Consider the following 15485-nt stretch of genomic DNA (forward strand, 5'->3'; position numbering starts at 1 on the left):
CATCGCTGGCAAGCCAGCTCCTACATGATTTGCGCCGACCTGTAGGAGCTGGCTTGCCAGCGATCGGTTGCGAAGCAACCGCAATAATTACTCGGTTACGAACTTCGCGCTGACATACGGCGAATAGTCCAGCAACACCGTCTCTACCTTTCCTTGCTCCTTCAAGAATTTAGCCGTCTCGCCAATCGCCTTGGCCGTACCGCCGTCCAGCAGCGCGGAGCTTTGCTGAGCCTTGGCATCCGGGAAGGCTGATCCGGCCAACAACTCAGGCACGTCAGCGGCATTGGCACCGGTCAGTTTGGCGATTTTCTGTACCGGCACCGAGTTGGCGGTCCAGTCAGATTTATGGGCGGCATACTCGGCAAAGGAATCCAGTGTGACCTTGGCAAATTTAGCCACGACCTCCGGGTGCTTCTCGGCGTAATCCTTGCGCGCCACCCATACCTCGAACGTCGGTGCGCCCCATTGGCCCACTTGCGCGGCGTCGGTCAAAGTCTTGCCGGTCTTGCGGATCTCCCCAAGCGCCGGCGACCAGACAAACGCGCCATCAATATCGCCGCGCTTCCAGGCTGCCGCAATTTCTGCCGGTTGCAGGTTCACCACTTTGACTTTCGAGCCATCCAGCCCCCAGTGCTTCAACGCGCCGAGCAGGCTGTAGTGGGAGGTCGAAACGAACGGCGTGGCGATAGTCTTTCCGATCAGATCTTCCGGTTTTTCGATGCCGCTACCGTTGCGAACCACCAACGCTTCGGCCGCATTGATCTGGGCTGACACGATGAACGCGACAATCGGCAAGTTACGGGACGCGGCGGCCGCCAGCGGGCTTGAACCCAGATTGCCGATCTGCACGTCCCCCGAAGCGATGGCCGTGACCACTTCCGGACCGCTGTTGAAGCGTCGCCAGTCGATTGGTTGGCCGATGGACTTTTCATAAAGGCCGTCCGCCTGAGGCACCTTGCTGGGGTCTATTCCGGTTTGATAGCCAACGGTGAGGTTGGCCGCATGAGCTGAAAAGGAAACAGCGAGCGATACATAAACTGTAACAAATGAGCCGGATAGTGCGCGCTTGATCGTCATGGGATCGCCTTTCGGTAAAGGAATTATTTCCGAACTGCGTCAACGCTAAACGATCTAAAAAAACTCTAACAAATACCATTTTGGAATTAGCTTATGAGCCCGGTCGCTCTAGGCCGCGACGTTTGGGGCTATGACCTAAATACCTAAACGGTATTAGAAAAGAACTGCCTATTTCTTTTCAGGTTTATGACGAGCTCATGACCCTGCATGGACCAAAAAACGGGGGATTAGACCATGGTCGTAGACACACGTAGTTACGATTGACTTGTGGGTCTCGGTCTGGCGCTAATCGCGCATCTTAGGATTTCGGGCAATCGATCCGGAACCAGGAATACAAGAATTAGAAACGAGAGGAGCTTCAACATGAACAAGTCCACCTTGGCTGTCGCCGTGGCCGTAGGGGTTTTGGCGCAGCAGGCAAGCGCCGCAGGTTTCTTCGAAGACAGCAAGGCTTCCGTCAGTTCTCGCACCATGTATTTCAATAACGATAATCGGGATGGCAACGCGGATCAGCGAGAAACCGCTGAAGGCCTGAAGTTCGATTACCTGTCCGGTTTCACTCAAGGCAGTGTCGGTTTCGGTATTGATGCCCAGGCGTTGGTGGGTATCCATCTGGACGGTGGCAAAGGCCATCACCCTGATCCCAACACCTTCGTCCCAAGCGACACCGATCATTCGGCAGTGGACCAGTGGAGCCGTGCGGCTGCCAACGTGAAAGCACGCTTCTCCAAGACCGAGGCGCACCTCGGTGGGGCTCTACAACCCAACTTGCCGATTCTGATCGCGAGCGATGGCCGTTTGCTGCCACAGACTTTTGAAGGTGGCACCATCACCTCCAAGGAATTCGACGGCTGGACCTTTAACGCGGGTCAGCTGGAACACGCGGCAGGTCGCGCCTCGTCTAACACTGATGGCCTGGCTGTGAATGGCGGGACAGAAGAAAGCAACAAGTTCCTTTACGGCGGTACTGACTGGAAGGTCACCAAAGACCTGACCTTGCAGTACTACTATGCGAACCTGGAAGACTACTACAAGCAAAACTTCTTCGGTTTGGTGCACGTCTACCCGATTGCTCCCAACCAGTCGTTCAAGACCGACGTTCGTTACTTCGACAGCAGCGCCGATGGCAAGAACGGTGAGACCGGCTATCGCTTCAACAACAACGGTGGTTACGCCAAGACCCCGGGCGAGGTCGATAACAAGACCTGGAGCGCCATGTTCACCTACACCCTGGGTGGCAACGCCTTCCTGCTGGGTCACCAGCGCGTCAACGATGACGGTGGCTTCGTTTACCTGAACCAGGGCAGCCTGACAGGTGACAACGGTCATAACCTGGGCGCGGGTGGCTCGAGCTTCTACCTGTTCACCGATTCGATGATCAACGGTTTCGTCCGCGCAGGTGAGAACACCACGTTCGGCCAGTACAGCTATGACTTCGCCGGTCTGGGTGTGCCAGGTCTGAAAACGGCGATTTCCTATCTGCATGGCGACAACATCAAATCCGCTACGGGTGGCAGCGATATGTCCGAGTGGGAGCGCGACATGCGGATCGACTACACCGTCCAGCAGGGCGCTCTCAAAGGCTTCGGCGTGACGTTGCGTAACGGCGTTTATCGTGGCAGCGAAATCAACATCGCCGACCAGGACCAGACCCGCCTGATCTTCAACTACACCTACAGCTTCCTGTAACTAGCCGTTCGAAAAGGCCCTGCCAACTGGCGGGGCTTTTTTTCGTGTGAATTTTTATATTCCACAAAAGCTGCACGTAATCATTTTTTATTCTTTTTGGTTTTTGTGTCCGCCGCCTAAAGTGAGCGGGTCCGGCCGTCGCGGTCCCTCGAAAAATGATCAGCTTAAGGAATCGGCCTTTGCCGCCGATACCTCGGATCTGTCGCGGAAACGTATATTCCACAAAGATATTAAAAAGCACCAAGCGATTCATTTTGGCTTTATGGCGATGTATCCTGCGGCCGCCAAACGACCGGCTTAGACGGTATGCCGCGAAATTAAGCGTTTAGGATCCCGGGCACCAGATCCAGGACCAGAAACAGAAGAATTAGAAACGAGAGGAGCGAAACATGAATAAGTCCACCTTGGCCCTGGCTGTGGCCACAGGGGTTTTGGCGCAGCAGGCAGGCGCCGCCGGTTTTATCGAAGACAGCAAGGCAACATTGGGGCTGCGTAACTTCTACATCAACACCGATAACCGCAGTGGTGCTGCCGATCCAAGCAGGAACGAAGAATGGGGCCAAGGCTTTGATCTGCGTTTCATCTCTGGTTACACCCAAGGCACTGTCGGCTTCGGTATTGATGCGATTGGCCTGCTGGGCGTGCGTCTGGATTCGGGCGGTGGCACCAACGGTGCGACGTCGACGTCTTACGGCGGCACTGTTTTCCCGAGCAAGTCCAACGGCGAAGCGGTTGATGACTTCTCCAGCCTGGGCCTGACGGCCAAGGCCAAGATCTCGCAGACCGAGCTGAAACTGGGCACTCTGCAACCAAAACTGCCGGTGATCGTGACCAACGATGGTCGCCTGCTGCCACAAACCTGGGAAGGTGGCCAGCTCACGTCCGGCGAGATCAAGGACCTGACGCTGATCGGCGGCCAGATCGAGCACGTGAAAGGCCGTAACTCGAGCAACAATGAACAGATGTCTATCAATGGTGCATCCCCGCGCACTATCAATAGCAACAAGTTCATCTACGCCGGTGGTGACTACAAGCTCACCAAAGACCTGACTGCCCAGTACTACTACGGCAACCTGGAAGACTTCTATAAGCAGCACTTCCTGGGTCTGGTACACAACTGGGCCATCGGCCCGGGCGTGTTGAAGTCGGACTTGCGCTACTTCAACAGCTCCGATGACGGTGCCAACGGCTACAACCCGGATTACTACAGCACCGGCAACTACAGCGGTGTGCCAAACGGCAAGGGCAAGGTAGACAACAATCTGTACAGCGGCCTGTTCCTGTACTCCGTTGCCGGTCACACCTTCGGCGGCGGTTATCAGGTCAGCAATGGCAGCAGCGATTTCCCTTGGCTGAACCAGGGTGACGGTTCTTCGAACTACACCATCACCGATTCGCAAATCCAGAAGTTCGGTCGTGCCGGCGAGCGCACCTGGCAAGCACGCTACTCGTATGACTTTGCCAAGGTCGGCGTACCTGGCCTGACGGCGGGTATGGTGTACCTGCATGGCGATAACATCGACACCGTCAACAGGGCCGGCGCTGAAGCAGCCAGCGGCGCTTCCGAGTGGGAACGTGACCTGAGCGTTGCTTACGTATTGCAAGAAGGCCCACTGAAGAATCTCGGCCTGACCTGGAAAAACGCTACATGGCGCACCAATATCGCGGGTGTTCGCGACCAGGACGAAAACCGCCTGATCCTCAGCTACTCGATCCCGCTGCTGTAACAGCGCTCGCGTAACCGAGACGAAAAAAAGCCCCGCCCGGCATCACGCCGGGCGGGGCTTTTGCTTTCTCAAGGCGGGTTCACCCCCGTAAACACGCCATGAAGTTCCCCTCTTTGCAGCAACTCAAGGCCTTCTCGAACCTTGGCGACGATGGTGGGCGTGATGCGTAAGGACGTCCAGTGAACAGATTTTTAATATTCAATTACGATCTAAATAAATCGATATTTATTCTTTTTAATAGTTAAAAAACACAGGCACAGTTGAGCTCATCAAGCACTCACAAGGAGCAGCACCATGAGCCTCAGACTCGGCGACATCGCCCCCGACTTCGAACAGAACTCCAGCGCCGGCACCATCCGTTTCCACCAGTGGCTGGGCGATAGCTGGGGCGTGCTGTTTTCCCATCCGGCGGATTTCACACCGGTGTGCACCACCGAGTTGGGCCTCACCGCCAGGCTCAAGGACGAATTCGCCCAGCGCGGCGTCAAGGCCATCGCCTTGTCCGTGGACTCGGTGGAGTCGCATCACAAGTGGATCGAAGACATCAATGAAACCCAGAGCACGGTGGTCAACTTCCCGATCCTCGACGATGCCGACCGCAAAGTCTCGGACCTCTACGACTTGATCCATCCCAACGCCAACGACACCCTGACGGTGCGCTCGCTGTTCGTCATCGACCCGAACAAGAAGGTTCGGTTGACCATCACTTACCCGGCGAGCACCGGCCGCAACTTCAACGAGATCCTGCGGGTGATCGACTCGCTGCAACTCACCGATAACTACAAGGTGGCCACCCCGGCCAACTGGCAGGACGGTGATGACGTGGTGATCGTGCCGTCGCTCAAGGATGAAGCGGAAATCAAACGGCGCTTTCCCAAGGGCTACCGTGCGGTGAAACCGTACCTGCGCCTGACGCCGCAGCCCAACCGCTAATTGCTTTTGTAGGCGCTGGCTTGCCGGCGAACCAGGCGACGCGGTGCTTCAGGCGCACCGCTATCGCCGGCAAGCCAGCGCCTGCAGGTATGTGTTCGGATGCTCTCTAAGCAGGGGATTTCAGGCCGTTTCGACGGCCTGTTTTTTTGCCTGGAAGAAAACGGTTTGTATATTTCCATAACGCATAACCAAATGAATAAATATGATTTATAGATATATAAATCACCTGTTAAGGTCACTCCATCGAAGCGAGATCGCAAGCCGCGAATCGCCAACACCGCTCAAGGAATCGTCCGAATGTTGGTCGTCTCACTCGGTGGCAGTCCCAGCCAACGCTCCCGTTCCGGGGTGCTGCTGGATCGCTCCCGGCAATGGTTACAAACGCAGGGTGTCGAGGTGGTGAGTTACCAGGTACGGGACTTCCCGGCCGAAGACTTGCTCCACGCACGCTTCGACAGCCCCAAGATCATCGACCTGCTGCAACAGATTGAAAACGCCGATGGTTTGCTGATTGCGACACCGGTTTACAAGGCCTCTTTTTCCGGCGCATTGAAAGTCGTGCTGGACCTGCTGCCCGAGCGCGGCCTGAGCCACAAAGTAGTTCTGCCAATAGCCACTGGCGGCAGTATCGCCCACATGCTGGCGGTGGACTACGCGCTCAAACCGGTGCTGTCGGCCTTGAAGGCACAGGAGTTGCTGCAAGGGATTTTCGCTGTCGACAGCCAGATTGCTTACGGCGAAGGCAGCGCGCTGGCGCAGTTGGCGCCAGAGCTGGAACAACGACTGAATGAATCGCTGGAGCTGTTTTTCAGCGCCATGGCGAGACGGCCCAAGCCGCTCGATCCGAACCTGCTGAATGATCGTTTGTTGAGTGCTCGCTGGAGCATTTAAGTCCCACCGAAAGAATGAAGTACTGGCCTTACTCGCCCGCTAACGGGCAAGCAGGTGCAGCCACAACCCAACTGCAAATAAGGAGAGCGCCATGCGCCCTGTCATTTTGCGTCGTGGTCTGGTCGCTCTGTTTGCTGCGGCTGTCACCTTCGGCGCCATTACTCAAGCTCAGGCCGAGACACTTCGAATCGGCTATCAGAAATACGGCACCCTGGTGCTGCTCAAAGCCAAAGGCACCCTGGAAAAACGCCTCGCTGCCCAAGGCGTGGACGTGCAATGGACTGAATTCCCCGGTGGCCCGCAACTGCTTGAAGGCCTGAACGTCGGCTCCATCGACTTCGGCGTGACGGGCGAAACCCCTCCGGTGTTTGCCCAGGCGGCCGGTGCCGATCTGCTCTACGTCGCCTACGAACCGCCCGCGCCGCACAGCGAAGCGCTGCTGGTGCCGAAGGACTCGCCGATCAAATCGGTGGCGGACCTCAAGGGCAAGAAAGTCGTGCTCAATAAAGGCTCCAACGTGCACTACCTGCTGGTGCGTGCGCTGGAAGACGCCGGCCTCAAATACACCGACATCCAGACTGTATTCCTGCCGCCAGCCGATGCCCGTGCCGCGTTCGAGCGTGGAAGTGTCGACGCTTGGGTGATCTGGGATCCGTACCAGGCTGCCGCCGAACAGCAACTGCAAGCGCGCACCCTGCGCGATGGTCAGGGCCTCGTCGACAACCACCAGTTCTACCTCGCCACCAAACCGTATGCGCAGAAAAATCCCGAAGTGATCAAGACCCTCGTGGAAGAAGTGCGAGCGGTGGGTGAATGGTCCAAAGCCAATCCACAGGACGTGACGGCTCAGGTTTCACCGCTACTTGGCCTGCCGACAGACATCACCCTGACCTCGGTGAAACGCCAGGGTTACGGCGCGCTGTTCCTCACGCCTGAAGTGGTTGCCGCACAGCAGAAAATCGCCGACAGCTTCTATCAGCTCAAGCTGATTCCCAAGCCGCTGAGCATCAAGGACGTGATCTGGACGCCGCCGGCCGCTCTCGCCAAAGCCCAATAATTCGATTCCCCAAGGAGACCACTCCATGAGCCTCAATATCTTCTGGTTCCTGCCTACACACGGCGACGGCCATTACCTTGGCACCGCCGAAGGCGCTCGCGCCGTTGACCACGGTTATCTGCAACAGGTCGCGCAAGCGGCGGATCGTCTGGGATTTGGCGGTGTGCTGATTCCGACCGGTCGCTCCTGCGAAGACTCGTGGCTGGTGGCGGCGTCGCTGATTCCGGTGACCCAGCGTCTGAAGTTTCTTGTCGCCCTGCGCCCCGGGATCATTTCCCCGACTGTAGCCGCGCGGCAGGCGGCGACGCTGGATCGTCTGTCCGGTGGGCGCGCGCTGTTCAACCTGGTCACCGGCGGTGATCCAGAAGAGTTGGCCGGCGACGGTCTGTTCCTCAGCCACGAGGAGCGTTATCAGGCCTCGGTGGAATTCACCCGCATCTGGCGCCGCGTGCTGGAAGGTGAAACGGTCGATTACGACGGCCAGCACATCAGTGTGAAGGGCGCGAAATTGCTCTATCCGCCGATCCAGCAACCACGTCCGCCGTTGTACTTCGGCGGGTCTTCGGAAGCTGCGCAAGACCTGGCCGCCGAGCAAGTGGAAATGGTGTTGACCTGGGGTGAGCCTCCGGCCGCCGTTGCCGAGAAGATCGAACAGGTTCGTGCCAAAGCCGCCAAGCTTGGTCGCACCGTACGCTTCGGCATTCGTCTGCATGTGATCGTGCGTGAAACCAACGCCGAAGCCTGGCAAGCGGCGGACAAATTGATCTCGCATCTGGACAACGAGACCATCGCCCGTGCCCAGGCCTCGCTGGCGCGTTTCGATTCGGTCGGTCAGCAACGCATGGCTGCGCTGCATGGCGGAAGTCGCGACAACCTGGAAGTCAGCCCTAACCTGTGGGCCGGTGTCGGCCTGGTGCGCGGCGGTGCCGGTACGGCGCTGGTGGGCGACGGTCCGACCGTGGCCGCACGGGTGAAGGAATACGCGGACCTCGGCATCGACACCTTCATTTTCTCCGGTTATCCACACCTGGAAGAGTCGTACCGGGTGGCCGAGTTGCTGTTCCCGCACCTCGACGTCGAGCGTCCAGAGTTGCCGAAAAGTGCCGGTTACGTCAGCCCGTTCGGTGAAATGGTCGCCAACGACATTCTTCCCAAAGCCGCGTCCCAGAGCTGAGGCGCGCTATGAACAAATTCATCCACAGCCTCGCGCCCTGGGCGTTGCCGGTGTTGTTGCTGGCGGTGTGGCAGTTGTCGGTGTCGGCAGGCTGGTTGTCGACACGGATTCTGCCGGCGCCCATCGCCGTGATCGAGGCCGGCGTAAGTCTGGTCAGCAGCGGCGAAATCTGGACGCACCTGGCCATCAGCGGCTGGCGTGCGGCCCTGGGATTCACCATCGGTGGCGGTATCGGCCTGGTACTGGGGTTCATCACCGGGTTGTCGAAGTGGGGCGAACGCTTGCTCGACAGTTCGGTGCAAATGATCCGTAACGTGCCGCACCTGGCGCTGATTCCGCTGGTGATCCTGTGGTTCGGCATCGATGAGTCGGCAAAGATTTTCCTGGTGGCGCTGGGCACGTTGTTTCCGATTTACCTCAACACCTATCACGGCATCCGCAACGTCGATCCGGCGCTGGTGGAGATGGCGCGCAGTTATGGCCTGTCCGGTTTCAGTCTGTTCCGGCAAGTGATTCTGCCGGGGGCGTTACCTTCGATTCTGGTGGGCGTGCGTTTCGCCCTGGGCTTCATGTGGTTGACGTTGATCGTCGCGGAAACCATTTCCGCCAGCTCCGGCATCGGCTATCTGGCGATGAATGCCCGGGAGTTCTTGCAGACCGACGTGGTGGTGCTGGCGATTCTGTTGTACGCGGTGCTCGGCAAATTGGCCGACCTCGCGGCCCGTGGACTTGAACGTGTCTGGCTGCGCTGGCACCCGGCGTATCAGGTTGCCAAGGGAGGTGCGGCATGACGGCTCAACAACCTCCGCGACTGCTGCGCGGGATTCCGCTGGCGGTGCGCAAGCTGCAAAAAACCTTTGGTGCGCGGCAGGTGTTGCGCGAGATCGACCTGCACATACCGGCCGGCCAGTTTGTCGCCGTGGTGGGGCGTAGCGGTTGCGGCAAAAGTACCTTGCTGCGCTTGCTCGCCGGGCTCGATCAGCCCACGGGTGGCGAGTTGCTCGCCGGTGCCGCGCCGCTCAGTGAGGCGCAGGAAGACACGCGGCTGATGTTCCAGGAAGCGCGGTTGCTGCCGTGGAAAAAGATCATCGACAACGTTGGCCTCGGCCTCAAGGGCAACTGGAAACCGCAAGCGCTGCAAGCCCTGGAAGCGGTCGGTCTGGCTGATCGCGCCCACGAGTGGCCGGCCGCGTTGTCTGGTGGACAGAAACAACGCGTGGCATTGGCTCGTGCACTGATTCATCAGCCGCGCTTGCTGTTGCTCGACGAACCGTTGGGTGCGCTGGATGCCCTGACTCGAATTGAAATGCAGCAACTGATCGAACGGCTCTGGCAACAGCACGGCTTCACGGTTTTGCTGGTCACCCATGACGTCAGTGAAGCGGTGGCAATTGCCGATCGGGTGATCCTGATCGAAGACGGCGAAGTCGGACTCGACCTGCACGTGGAACTGCCGCGCCCTCGGGTGCGCGGCTCCCATCGGCTGGCGGCGCTGGAAACCGAAGTACTCAATCGCGTGCTGGCGCTGCCCGGCCAGCCGCCGGAACCGGAACCTGTTTCACCCTTGCCCACGCAATTGCGTTGGGCTCAATAACTCAAGTCTTATCCCACGACAGGAATCAACATCATGACTATCAAAGCCATCAACGTCCGTAACCAGTTCAAAGGCTCCATCAAGGAAATCGTCCTCGGCGACGTGCTGTCGGAAATCGACGTGCAGACGGCGTCCGGCATCGTCACTTCGGTGATCACTACGCGTTCGGTCAAGGAGCTGGAGCTGGCCGTCGGCAGTGAAGTGATCGCGTTCGTGAAATCCACCGAGGTGTCGATCGCCAAGTTGTAAGCGGTGTGTTTAAACAACAACCCCGAAGGGTTTGAGCCCTTCGGGGTTTTTTATTGCCTGCGCTGACGGTGGTAGAGTCCGACGTGAATTTTTACGACGAAAAGGAGATCAAGGTGACAGTCAGGATTTCGGATTACATTCATGGCGTGACCCAGTCAGCACTGGCCCGGTGGGCAAATCTCACGCCCTGGGAACTGGTGAGCGATGCCCCCGAGCGCGTGCGCGAACTGCTACGGCAGCTGTCGGACGAGCATTACCAAGTCTCGGGCGACATTGCCGTCCACCGCACTGCGCAGGTCGAAGAGGGGGCGATCCTCAAGGGGCCGTTGATCATTGGCCCTGGCTGTTTTATCGCTGCCGGTGCTTACCTGCGTGGCGGGTGTTGGCTGGACGAACACTGCATCATCGGCCCCGGTGCCGAGCTCAAATCATCTTTCATGTTTGCCGGCAGCAAACTCGCTCACTTCAATTTTGTCGGTGACTCGGTGCTGGGCGCCGGGGTCAATCTGGAGGCGGGCAGCCTCATTGCCAACTATCGCAACGAGCGTGCGGACAAAACCGTGAACGTGCGGATCGGTGATGGACTGGTGTCGACCGGGTGCGAAAAGTTCGGTGCACTGTTGGGCGACGGCGCGCGACTCGGTGCCAACGCGGTGGTCGCGCCGGGCGGGTTGCTGCGACCGGGAACAGTGATCAGACGCCTGGCGCTCTACGATTGCGAAGAGGTTTGAAACATCAGTCGCCGAGGCTGCGCTTGGGCAGGAACGGTGGCAGGTACAACCCGAGATAGGCATCAAACACGCGCATCGCTTCCTCGGCCATACGCGGTGTGATCTGCCCGTGCTGCTGCACCGAGCGTGCGTAGACGCGGTCGCCCAGTTCCATGGCCAGGGCAAATACGTCGACATCCATCGGAAGCTTCGGCAGTTCGAAATGGTGGTCGAAAAGCTTGTGCATCAGGTCGCCCAATTCGATGTCGTGCTGGCGGTCGGCCTGGGTGACTTCGGTCAGGCCGTGCTGGGCCAGAATGAGCTGGCGGGCGGCGGCGTCTTCGCTGTAGATCGCCAGCATGCGCTGTTCCACCAGCCGCGACAGGTCACGCCAACCGCTCAGCGCGTGGTGGTCGATGGGCGCTTGCAGACAAGCGCGGAATGCCGCGTGCACGTCGGCAGTCAACGCTTCGAGCAAGGCCGGGACGCTGGCGAAAAAATGGTAGACGGAGGAGGGCGGAATCTCCGCACGCTCGGCGACGCTGTAGATCGACAGACTGGCCACGCCCTCGGCGGCCAGCAGCGTGCGGGCGGCATCGAGTATCGAATCGATCCGGGCCTGGCTGCGTGCGCGGGGTTTGCGGGGGCTGGCTACGCGTGTCATTGGAGTCTCCTGCGGGGCAGCGGGCATTGTACGCAGAGCGGGCAGATGTTCCATATCCCCTGTGGCGAGGGAGCTTGCTCCCGTTGGGTTGCGAAGCGGCCCCAAAACGGCCGATGCGGTGTGCCTGACAGAACCGACTGCGGATGAAAGCGAGTCCTTCGGCCTCCAGCGGGAGCAAGCTCCCTCGCCACAGGGTTTGATGGCACCCATAAAAAAACGCCGTCGGGTGTGAGGCCGGCGGCGTTTTTTTACTGCAACCGATTAAACGGTATGCAGGTACCAGTTGTACTCAAGGTCGGAGATGGAGTGTTCGAACTCCTCCAGCTCGCTCTCTTTGCACGCGACGAAGATATCGATGTATTTCGGATCGATGTACTTGGCCATGACTTCGCTGTCGTCCAGCTCGCGCAATGCATCGCGCAGGTTGTTCGGCAGGCTCTGCTCGTTCTGCTCGTAGCTGTTGCCTTCGACCGGAGCGCCCGGCTCGATCTTGTTGGTCAGGCCGTGGTGCACGCCCGCCAAAACCGAAGCCATCAGCAGGTACGGGTTGGCGTCGGCGCCGGCCACGCGATGCTCGATGCGCACGGCATCGGCAGAGCCGGTCGGTACGCGAATCGCTACGGTACGGTTGTCCAGGCCCCAGCACGGCGAGTTCGGCACGTAGAACTGTGCGCCGAAACGACGGTACGAGTTGACGTTCGGGCAGAGGAAAGCCATCTGCGCCGGTAGGGTCTCGAGCACACCGCCGATCGCGTGACGCAGTGCGGCGTTCTGCTCGGGATCCTCACTGGCAAAAATGTTTTTGCCATCTTTGTCGAGAATCGAGATATGGACATGCAGACCATTGCCCGCTTGGCCCGGGTAAGGCTTGGCCATGAAGGTGGTGTCCATTTCATGGTCGTAGGCGATGTTCTTGATCAGGCGCTTGAGCAGGACCGCGTAGTCGCAGGCCTTGATCGGATCGGCCACGTGGTGCAGGTTCACTTCGAACTGCGCCGGGGCACTTTCCTTGACGATGGCGTCGGCCGGGATGCCTTGCTCTTTTGCGCCTTCCAGAATGTCCTGGAGGCAGTCGACGTATTCGTCGAGGTCGTCGATCAGGTAAACCTGTGTCGAGTGCGGACGTTTGCCGGAAACCGGCGAGCGAGGCGGTTGCGGACGACCGTTCACGTTCTCCTGGTCGATCAGGTAGAACTCCAGTTCGAACGCGGCGCAGATGGTCAGGCCCATTTCGTCGAACTTGCGCACCACGTTGGCCAGCACTTCACGTGGATCGGCGAAGAAGGGGGTGCCTTCGAGTTCGTGCATGGTCATCAACAGTTGCGCGGTCGGGCGCTTCTGCCATGGCTCGTTGCACAGGGTATCGGGGATTGGATAGCAGATTCGGTCAGCATCGCCGATGTCCAGGCCCAGGCCGGTGCTTTCCACCGTCGAGCCGTTGATATCCAGAGCAAATAAAGAGGCCGGCAGGTTGATGCCTTTCTCGTAAACCTTGTGGAGGCTGGTGCGTTCAATGCGCTTGCCGCGCACCACACCATTCATATCCGCAATCAGAAGGTCAACGTACAGAACCTCAGGATGTTCCTTAAGGAACGCGTTCGCTTCGTTAAGCTGAACGGCACGCGGGGGTACCGACATGATGCAACACCTTTGTTGTTAAAAATATCAATCATTGATCTTTTCTGGTTTCAGTCAACCCGAACGGCATGCCGAAGTCAAGCAAGGCCTTTTTTGCCCTAAAAAAGCGCTCGTATGGCTTTTTTGAGGCACTTTGGGGCGTTTTTATACCTTTTGGTGTGTTGGTCGTCGCGAGCTTGAGCGGGCCGTGTTGTATTTTTTACGGGGGTGTTGTGTAAAAAAATGAACAAGGCTAAGCTCGAATCAAACCCATAACAGCAATAATACCGGGGTGCTTCATGTCTCGCCTGCCGTTAATCGGCGTCACCGACTGCTCAAGACAGGTCGGTCGGCATGTCTGCCATATCAGTGGTGACATATCCGCCCGCGCCATGGGCTCAGCAGCCTGGATGATCCTCTCGTCCTTGACGGTTCGACTGTCCCCGTCCGATATTCTGGACGGTCGCAATGGCACCCCCATTACGGTTACTCCATTCAATATAGAACCGATTCACAATAGCGGCTCAGCCATCGTGCAGGGCACCGCTCGCGATTCTGCACGCCTGATCTCGGTGCATGTGCCCACAAGCACGCCGGCCTGGCGCAGACTTGCATTCCAACGCGACGCCGATGCGTCAACTATCGCCTGACTCATGAAAGAGTCAGGAAACTCAAAGCCTAGAGGCATTTATGAGTAACAACCTCGACCAGCTCACCGATTGGTTGAAAGACCACAAGATCACAGAAGTCGAATGCATGATCGCCGACTTGACCGGGATTACCCGTGGCAAGATTTCGCCGACCAACAAGTTCATCGCCGAAAAAGGCATGCGCCTGCCTGAAAGCGTTCTGTTGCAGACCGTGACCGGCGACTATGTCGAAGACGACATCTATTACGAACTGCTCGACCCGGCCGACATCGACATGATCTGCCGTCCCGACCAGAACGCTGTGTTTCTCGTGCCGTGGGCCATCGAACCCACCGCACAGGTGATCCACGACACCTACGACAAGCAAGGCAACCCGATCGAGCTGTCGCCGCGCAACGTGCTCAAGAAAGTCCTGAAACTCTATACCGACAAGGGCTGGCAGCCGATTGTGGCGCCGGAAATGGAGTTCTACCTGACCAAGCGCAGCGACGACCCGGACTATCCGTTGCAGCCACCGATCGGTCGCTCCGGTCGCCCGGAAATCGGTCGTCAGTCGTTCTCTATCGAAGCGGCGAACGAATTCGACCCGCTGTTCGAAGACGTCTACGACTGGTGCGAACTGCAGGAGCTGGATCTCGACACGCTGATCCACGAGGACGGCACGGCGCAGATGGAAATCAACTTCCGTCACGGCGATGCCCTGTCCCTGGCCGACCAGATCCTGGTGTTCAAGCGCACCATGCGCGAAGCCGCGCTCAAGCACGACGTGGCCGCGACCTTCATGGCCAAACCGATGACCGGCGAGCCGGGCAGTGCGATGCACTTGCACCAGAGCATCATCGACATCGAGACCGGCAAGAACATCTTCTCTAATGAAGACGGGACCATGAGCCAGTTGTTCCTGCACCACATCGGTGGTTTGCAGAAGCTCATCCCCGAGCTGTTGCCGCTGTTCGCACCCAACGTCAACTCGTTCCGCCGCTTCCTGCCGGACACCTCGGCACCGGTGAACGTGGAGTGGGGCGAAGAGAACCGCACCGTGGGCCTGCGGGTTCCGGATGCCGGGCCGCAAAACCGTCGGGTGGAAAACCGCCTGCCGGGCGCCGACGCCAACCCGTACCTGGCGATCGCAGCGAGCCTGCTCTGCGGTTACATCGGCATGGTCGAAGGCCTGAACCCGAGTGCACCGGTGGTGGGTCGTGGCTATGAACGCCGCAACCTGCGCCTGCCGCTGACCATCGAAGACGCACTGGACCGTATGGAAAACAGCGCGACCATCGAGCGGTACCTGGGCAAAAATTTCATCACTGGCTACGTCGCGGTCAAGCGGGCCGAGCATGAAAACTTCAAGCGCGTGATCAGTTCGTGGGAAAGGGAATTCCTGCTCTTTGCCGTCTGATACGCCGGGCGCCGTCGTTTTCCAGGCGGCGCTTTCACCTGATTTTTTTAGGAG

At 58.6% G+C, this 15485-nt stretch carries 15 protein-coding genes; 12 read left to right on the top strand and 3 right to left on the bottom strand.

The features are described from left to right. Nucleotides 1-87: 87 nt before the first annotated feature. On the bottom strand, nt 88-1077 hold the full coding sequence (gene tauA / locus QYH43_RS07695; protein WP_095057524.1) for a taurine ABC transporter substrate-binding protein: 990 nt from the start codon (nt 1075-1077) through the stop codon (nt 88-90). A 363-nt stretch (nt 1078-1440) separates the two neighbouring features. On the opposite strand from tauA, the gene QYH43_RS07700 reads away from it, so the two are divergent. The 10 genes from QYH43_RS07700 (at nt 1441) to QYH43_RS07745 (ending at nt 11122) form a co-directional block, all read left to right on the top strand. Beyond that, nucleotides 1441-2766 (top strand): OprD family outer membrane porin, encoded by a 1326-nt coding sequence (locus tag QYH43_RS07700; RefSeq protein ID WP_301156778.1) that lies wholly within the window; start codon nt 1441-1443, stop codon nt 2764-2766. Nucleotides 2767-3155: 389 nt separating this feature from the next. Further along, the gene (locus QYH43_RS07705) at nt 3156-4493 is read left to right on the top strand and encodes an OprD family porin (RefSeq protein WP_095057522.1); all 1338 of its coding nucleotides are present in this window, start codon (nt 3156-3158) and stop codon (nt 4491-4493) included. 294 nt (nt 4494-4787) lie between these two features. Further along, a complete protein-coding gene (locus QYH43_RS07710) occupies nt 4788-5426 on the top strand; it encodes a peroxiredoxin (RefSeq protein ID WP_095057521.1) in 639 nt (212 codons plus the stop codon). 297 nt (nt 5427-5723) lie between these two features. Continuing rightward, nucleotides 5724-6317, top strand: a complete 594-nt coding sequence (gene ssuE / locus QYH43_RS07715; RefSeq protein WP_301156779.1) for an NADPH-dependent FMN reductase — start codon at nt 5724-5726, stop codon at nt 6315-6317. Nucleotides 6318-6408: 91 nt separating this feature from the next. Beyond that, on the top strand, nt 6409-7374 hold the full coding sequence (locus tag QYH43_RS07720; RefSeq protein ID WP_095057519.1) for a sulfonate ABC transporter substrate-binding protein: 966 nt from the start codon (nt 6409-6411) through the stop codon (nt 7372-7374). 25 nt (nt 7375-7399) lie between these two features. Further along, nucleotides 7400-8548, top strand: coding sequence for an FMNH2-dependent alkanesulfonate monooxygenase (gene ssuD / locus QYH43_RS07725; RefSeq protein ID WP_095057518.1), 1149 nt, complete (start codon nt 7400-7402; stop codon nt 8546-8548). A gap of 8 nt (nt 8549-8556) precedes the next feature. After that, on the top strand, nt 8557-9339 hold the full coding sequence (ssuC, locus tag QYH43_RS07730) for an aliphatic sulfonate ABC transporter permease SsuC (RefSeq protein WP_095057517.1): 783 nt from the start codon (nt 8557-8559) through the stop codon (nt 9337-9339). Then, nucleotides 9336-10142, top strand: coding sequence for an aliphatic sulfonates ABC transporter ATP-binding protein (gene ssuB, locus QYH43_RS07735; RefSeq protein ID WP_095057516.1), 807 nt, complete (start codon nt 9336-9338; stop codon nt 10140-10142). The genes ssuC and ssuB overlap by 4 nt, the downstream gene beginning before the upstream one ends. Nucleotides 10143-10175: 33 nt before the next feature. Continuing rightward, nucleotides 10176-10391, top strand: a complete 216-nt coding sequence (locus tag QYH43_RS07740; protein ID WP_007967989.1) for a molybdopterin-binding protein — start codon at nt 10176-10178, stop codon at nt 10389-10391. Between the two features lie 113 nt (nt 10392-10504). Further along, entirely contained in the window at nt 10505-11122 is a 618-nt protein-coding gene (locus QYH43_RS07745; protein ID WP_301156781.1) for an LpxA family transferase, read from the top strand. 4 nt (nt 11123-11126) lie between these two features. Here QYH43_RS07745 and QYH43_RS07750 read toward each other — a convergent pair whose 3' ends face one another. Continuing rightward, the gene (locus QYH43_RS07750; protein WP_095057515.1) at nt 11127-11765 is read right to left on the bottom strand and encodes a TetR/AcrR family transcriptional regulator; all 639 of its coding nucleotides are present in this window, start codon (nt 11763-11765) and stop codon (nt 11127-11129) included. A gap of 261 nt (nt 11766-12026) precedes the next feature. After that, nucleotides 12027-13403, bottom strand: coding sequence for a glutamine synthetase family protein (locus QYH43_RS07755; RefSeq protein ID WP_095057514.1), 1377 nt, complete (start codon nt 13401-13403; stop codon nt 12027-12029). A 278-nt stretch (nt 13404-13681) separates the two neighbouring features. Here QYH43_RS07755 and QYH43_RS07760 point away from each other — a divergent pair, with 278 nt between their 5' ends. Both QYH43_RS07760 and QYH43_RS07765 read left to right on the top strand, forming a co-directional pair. Beyond that, a complete protein-coding gene (locus QYH43_RS07760; protein ID WP_301156783.1) occupies nt 13682-14032 on the top strand; it encodes a glutamine amidotransferase in 351 nt (116 codons plus the stop codon). Nucleotides 14033-14072: 40 nt separating this feature from the next. Beyond that, nucleotides 14073-15431, top strand: coding sequence for a glutamine synthetase family protein (locus tag QYH43_RS07765; RefSeq protein WP_301156786.1), 1359 nt, complete (start codon nt 14073-14075; stop codon nt 15429-15431). Nucleotides 15432-15485: the final 54 nt, after the last annotated feature.

Source organism: Pseudomonas sp. C32 (assembly GCF_030417915.1).
Lineage (GTDB): Bacteria > Pseudomonadota > Gammaproteobacteria > Pseudomonadales > Pseudomonadaceae > Aquipseudomonas.

What these genes read in the sequence shown, in the direction of transcription:
- ssuD (WP_095057518.1), top strand. Translation starts at nt 7,400, where the DNA reads ATGAGCCTCAATATCTTCTGGTTCCTGCCTACACACGGCGACGGCCAT.
- ssuB (WP_095057516.1), top strand. Translation starts at nt 9,336, where the DNA reads ATGACGGCTCAACAACCTCCGCGACTGCTGCGCGGGATTCCGCTGGCG.
- ssuC (WP_095057517.1), top strand. Translation starts at nt 8,557, where the DNA reads ATGAACAAATTCATCCACAGCCTCGCGCCCTGGGCGTTGCCGGTGTTG.
- QYH43_RS07765 (WP_301156786.1), top strand. Translation starts at nt 14,073, where the DNA reads ATGAGTAACAACCTCGACCAGCTCACCGATTGGTTGAAAGACCACAAG.
- QYH43_RS07710 (WP_095057521.1), top strand. Translation starts at nt 4,788, where the DNA reads ATGAGCCTCAGACTCGGCGACATCGCCCCCGACTTCGAACAGAACTCC.
- QYH43_RS07755 (WP_095057514.1), bottom strand. Translation starts at nt 13,403, where the DNA reads ATGTCGGTACCCCCGCGTGCCGTTCAGCTTAACGAAGCGAACGCGTTC.
- QYH43_RS07760 (WP_301156783.1), top strand. Translation starts at nt 13,682, where the DNA reads ATGTCTCGCCTGCCGTTAATCGGCGTCACCGACTGCTCAAGACAGGTC.
- QYH43_RS07705 (WP_095057522.1), top strand. Translation starts at nt 3,156, where the DNA reads ATGAATAAGTCCACCTTGGCCCTGGCTGTGGCCACAGGGGTTTTGGCG.
- QYH43_RS07740 (WP_007967989.1), top strand. Translation starts at nt 10,176, where the DNA reads ATGACTATCAAAGCCATCAACGTCCGTAACCAGTTCAAAGGCTCCATC.
- ssuE (WP_301156779.1), top strand. Translation starts at nt 5,724, where the DNA reads ATGTTGGTCGTCTCACTCGGTGGCAGTCCCAGCCAACGCTCCCGTTCC.
- tauA (WP_095057524.1), bottom strand. Translation starts at nt 1,077, where the DNA reads ATGACGATCAAGCGCGCACTATCCGGCTCATTTGTTACAGTTTATGTA.
- QYH43_RS07720 (WP_095057519.1), top strand. Translation starts at nt 6,409, where the DNA reads ATGCGCCCTGTCATTTTGCGTCGTGGTCTGGTCGCTCTGTTTGCTGCG.
- QYH43_RS07750 (WP_095057515.1), bottom strand. Translation starts at nt 11,765, where the DNA reads ATGACACGCGTAGCCAGCCCCCGCAAACCCCGCGCACGCAGCCAGGCC.
- QYH43_RS07700 (WP_301156778.1), top strand. Translation starts at nt 1,441, where the DNA reads ATGAACAAGTCCACCTTGGCTGTCGCCGTGGCCGTAGGGGTTTTGGCG.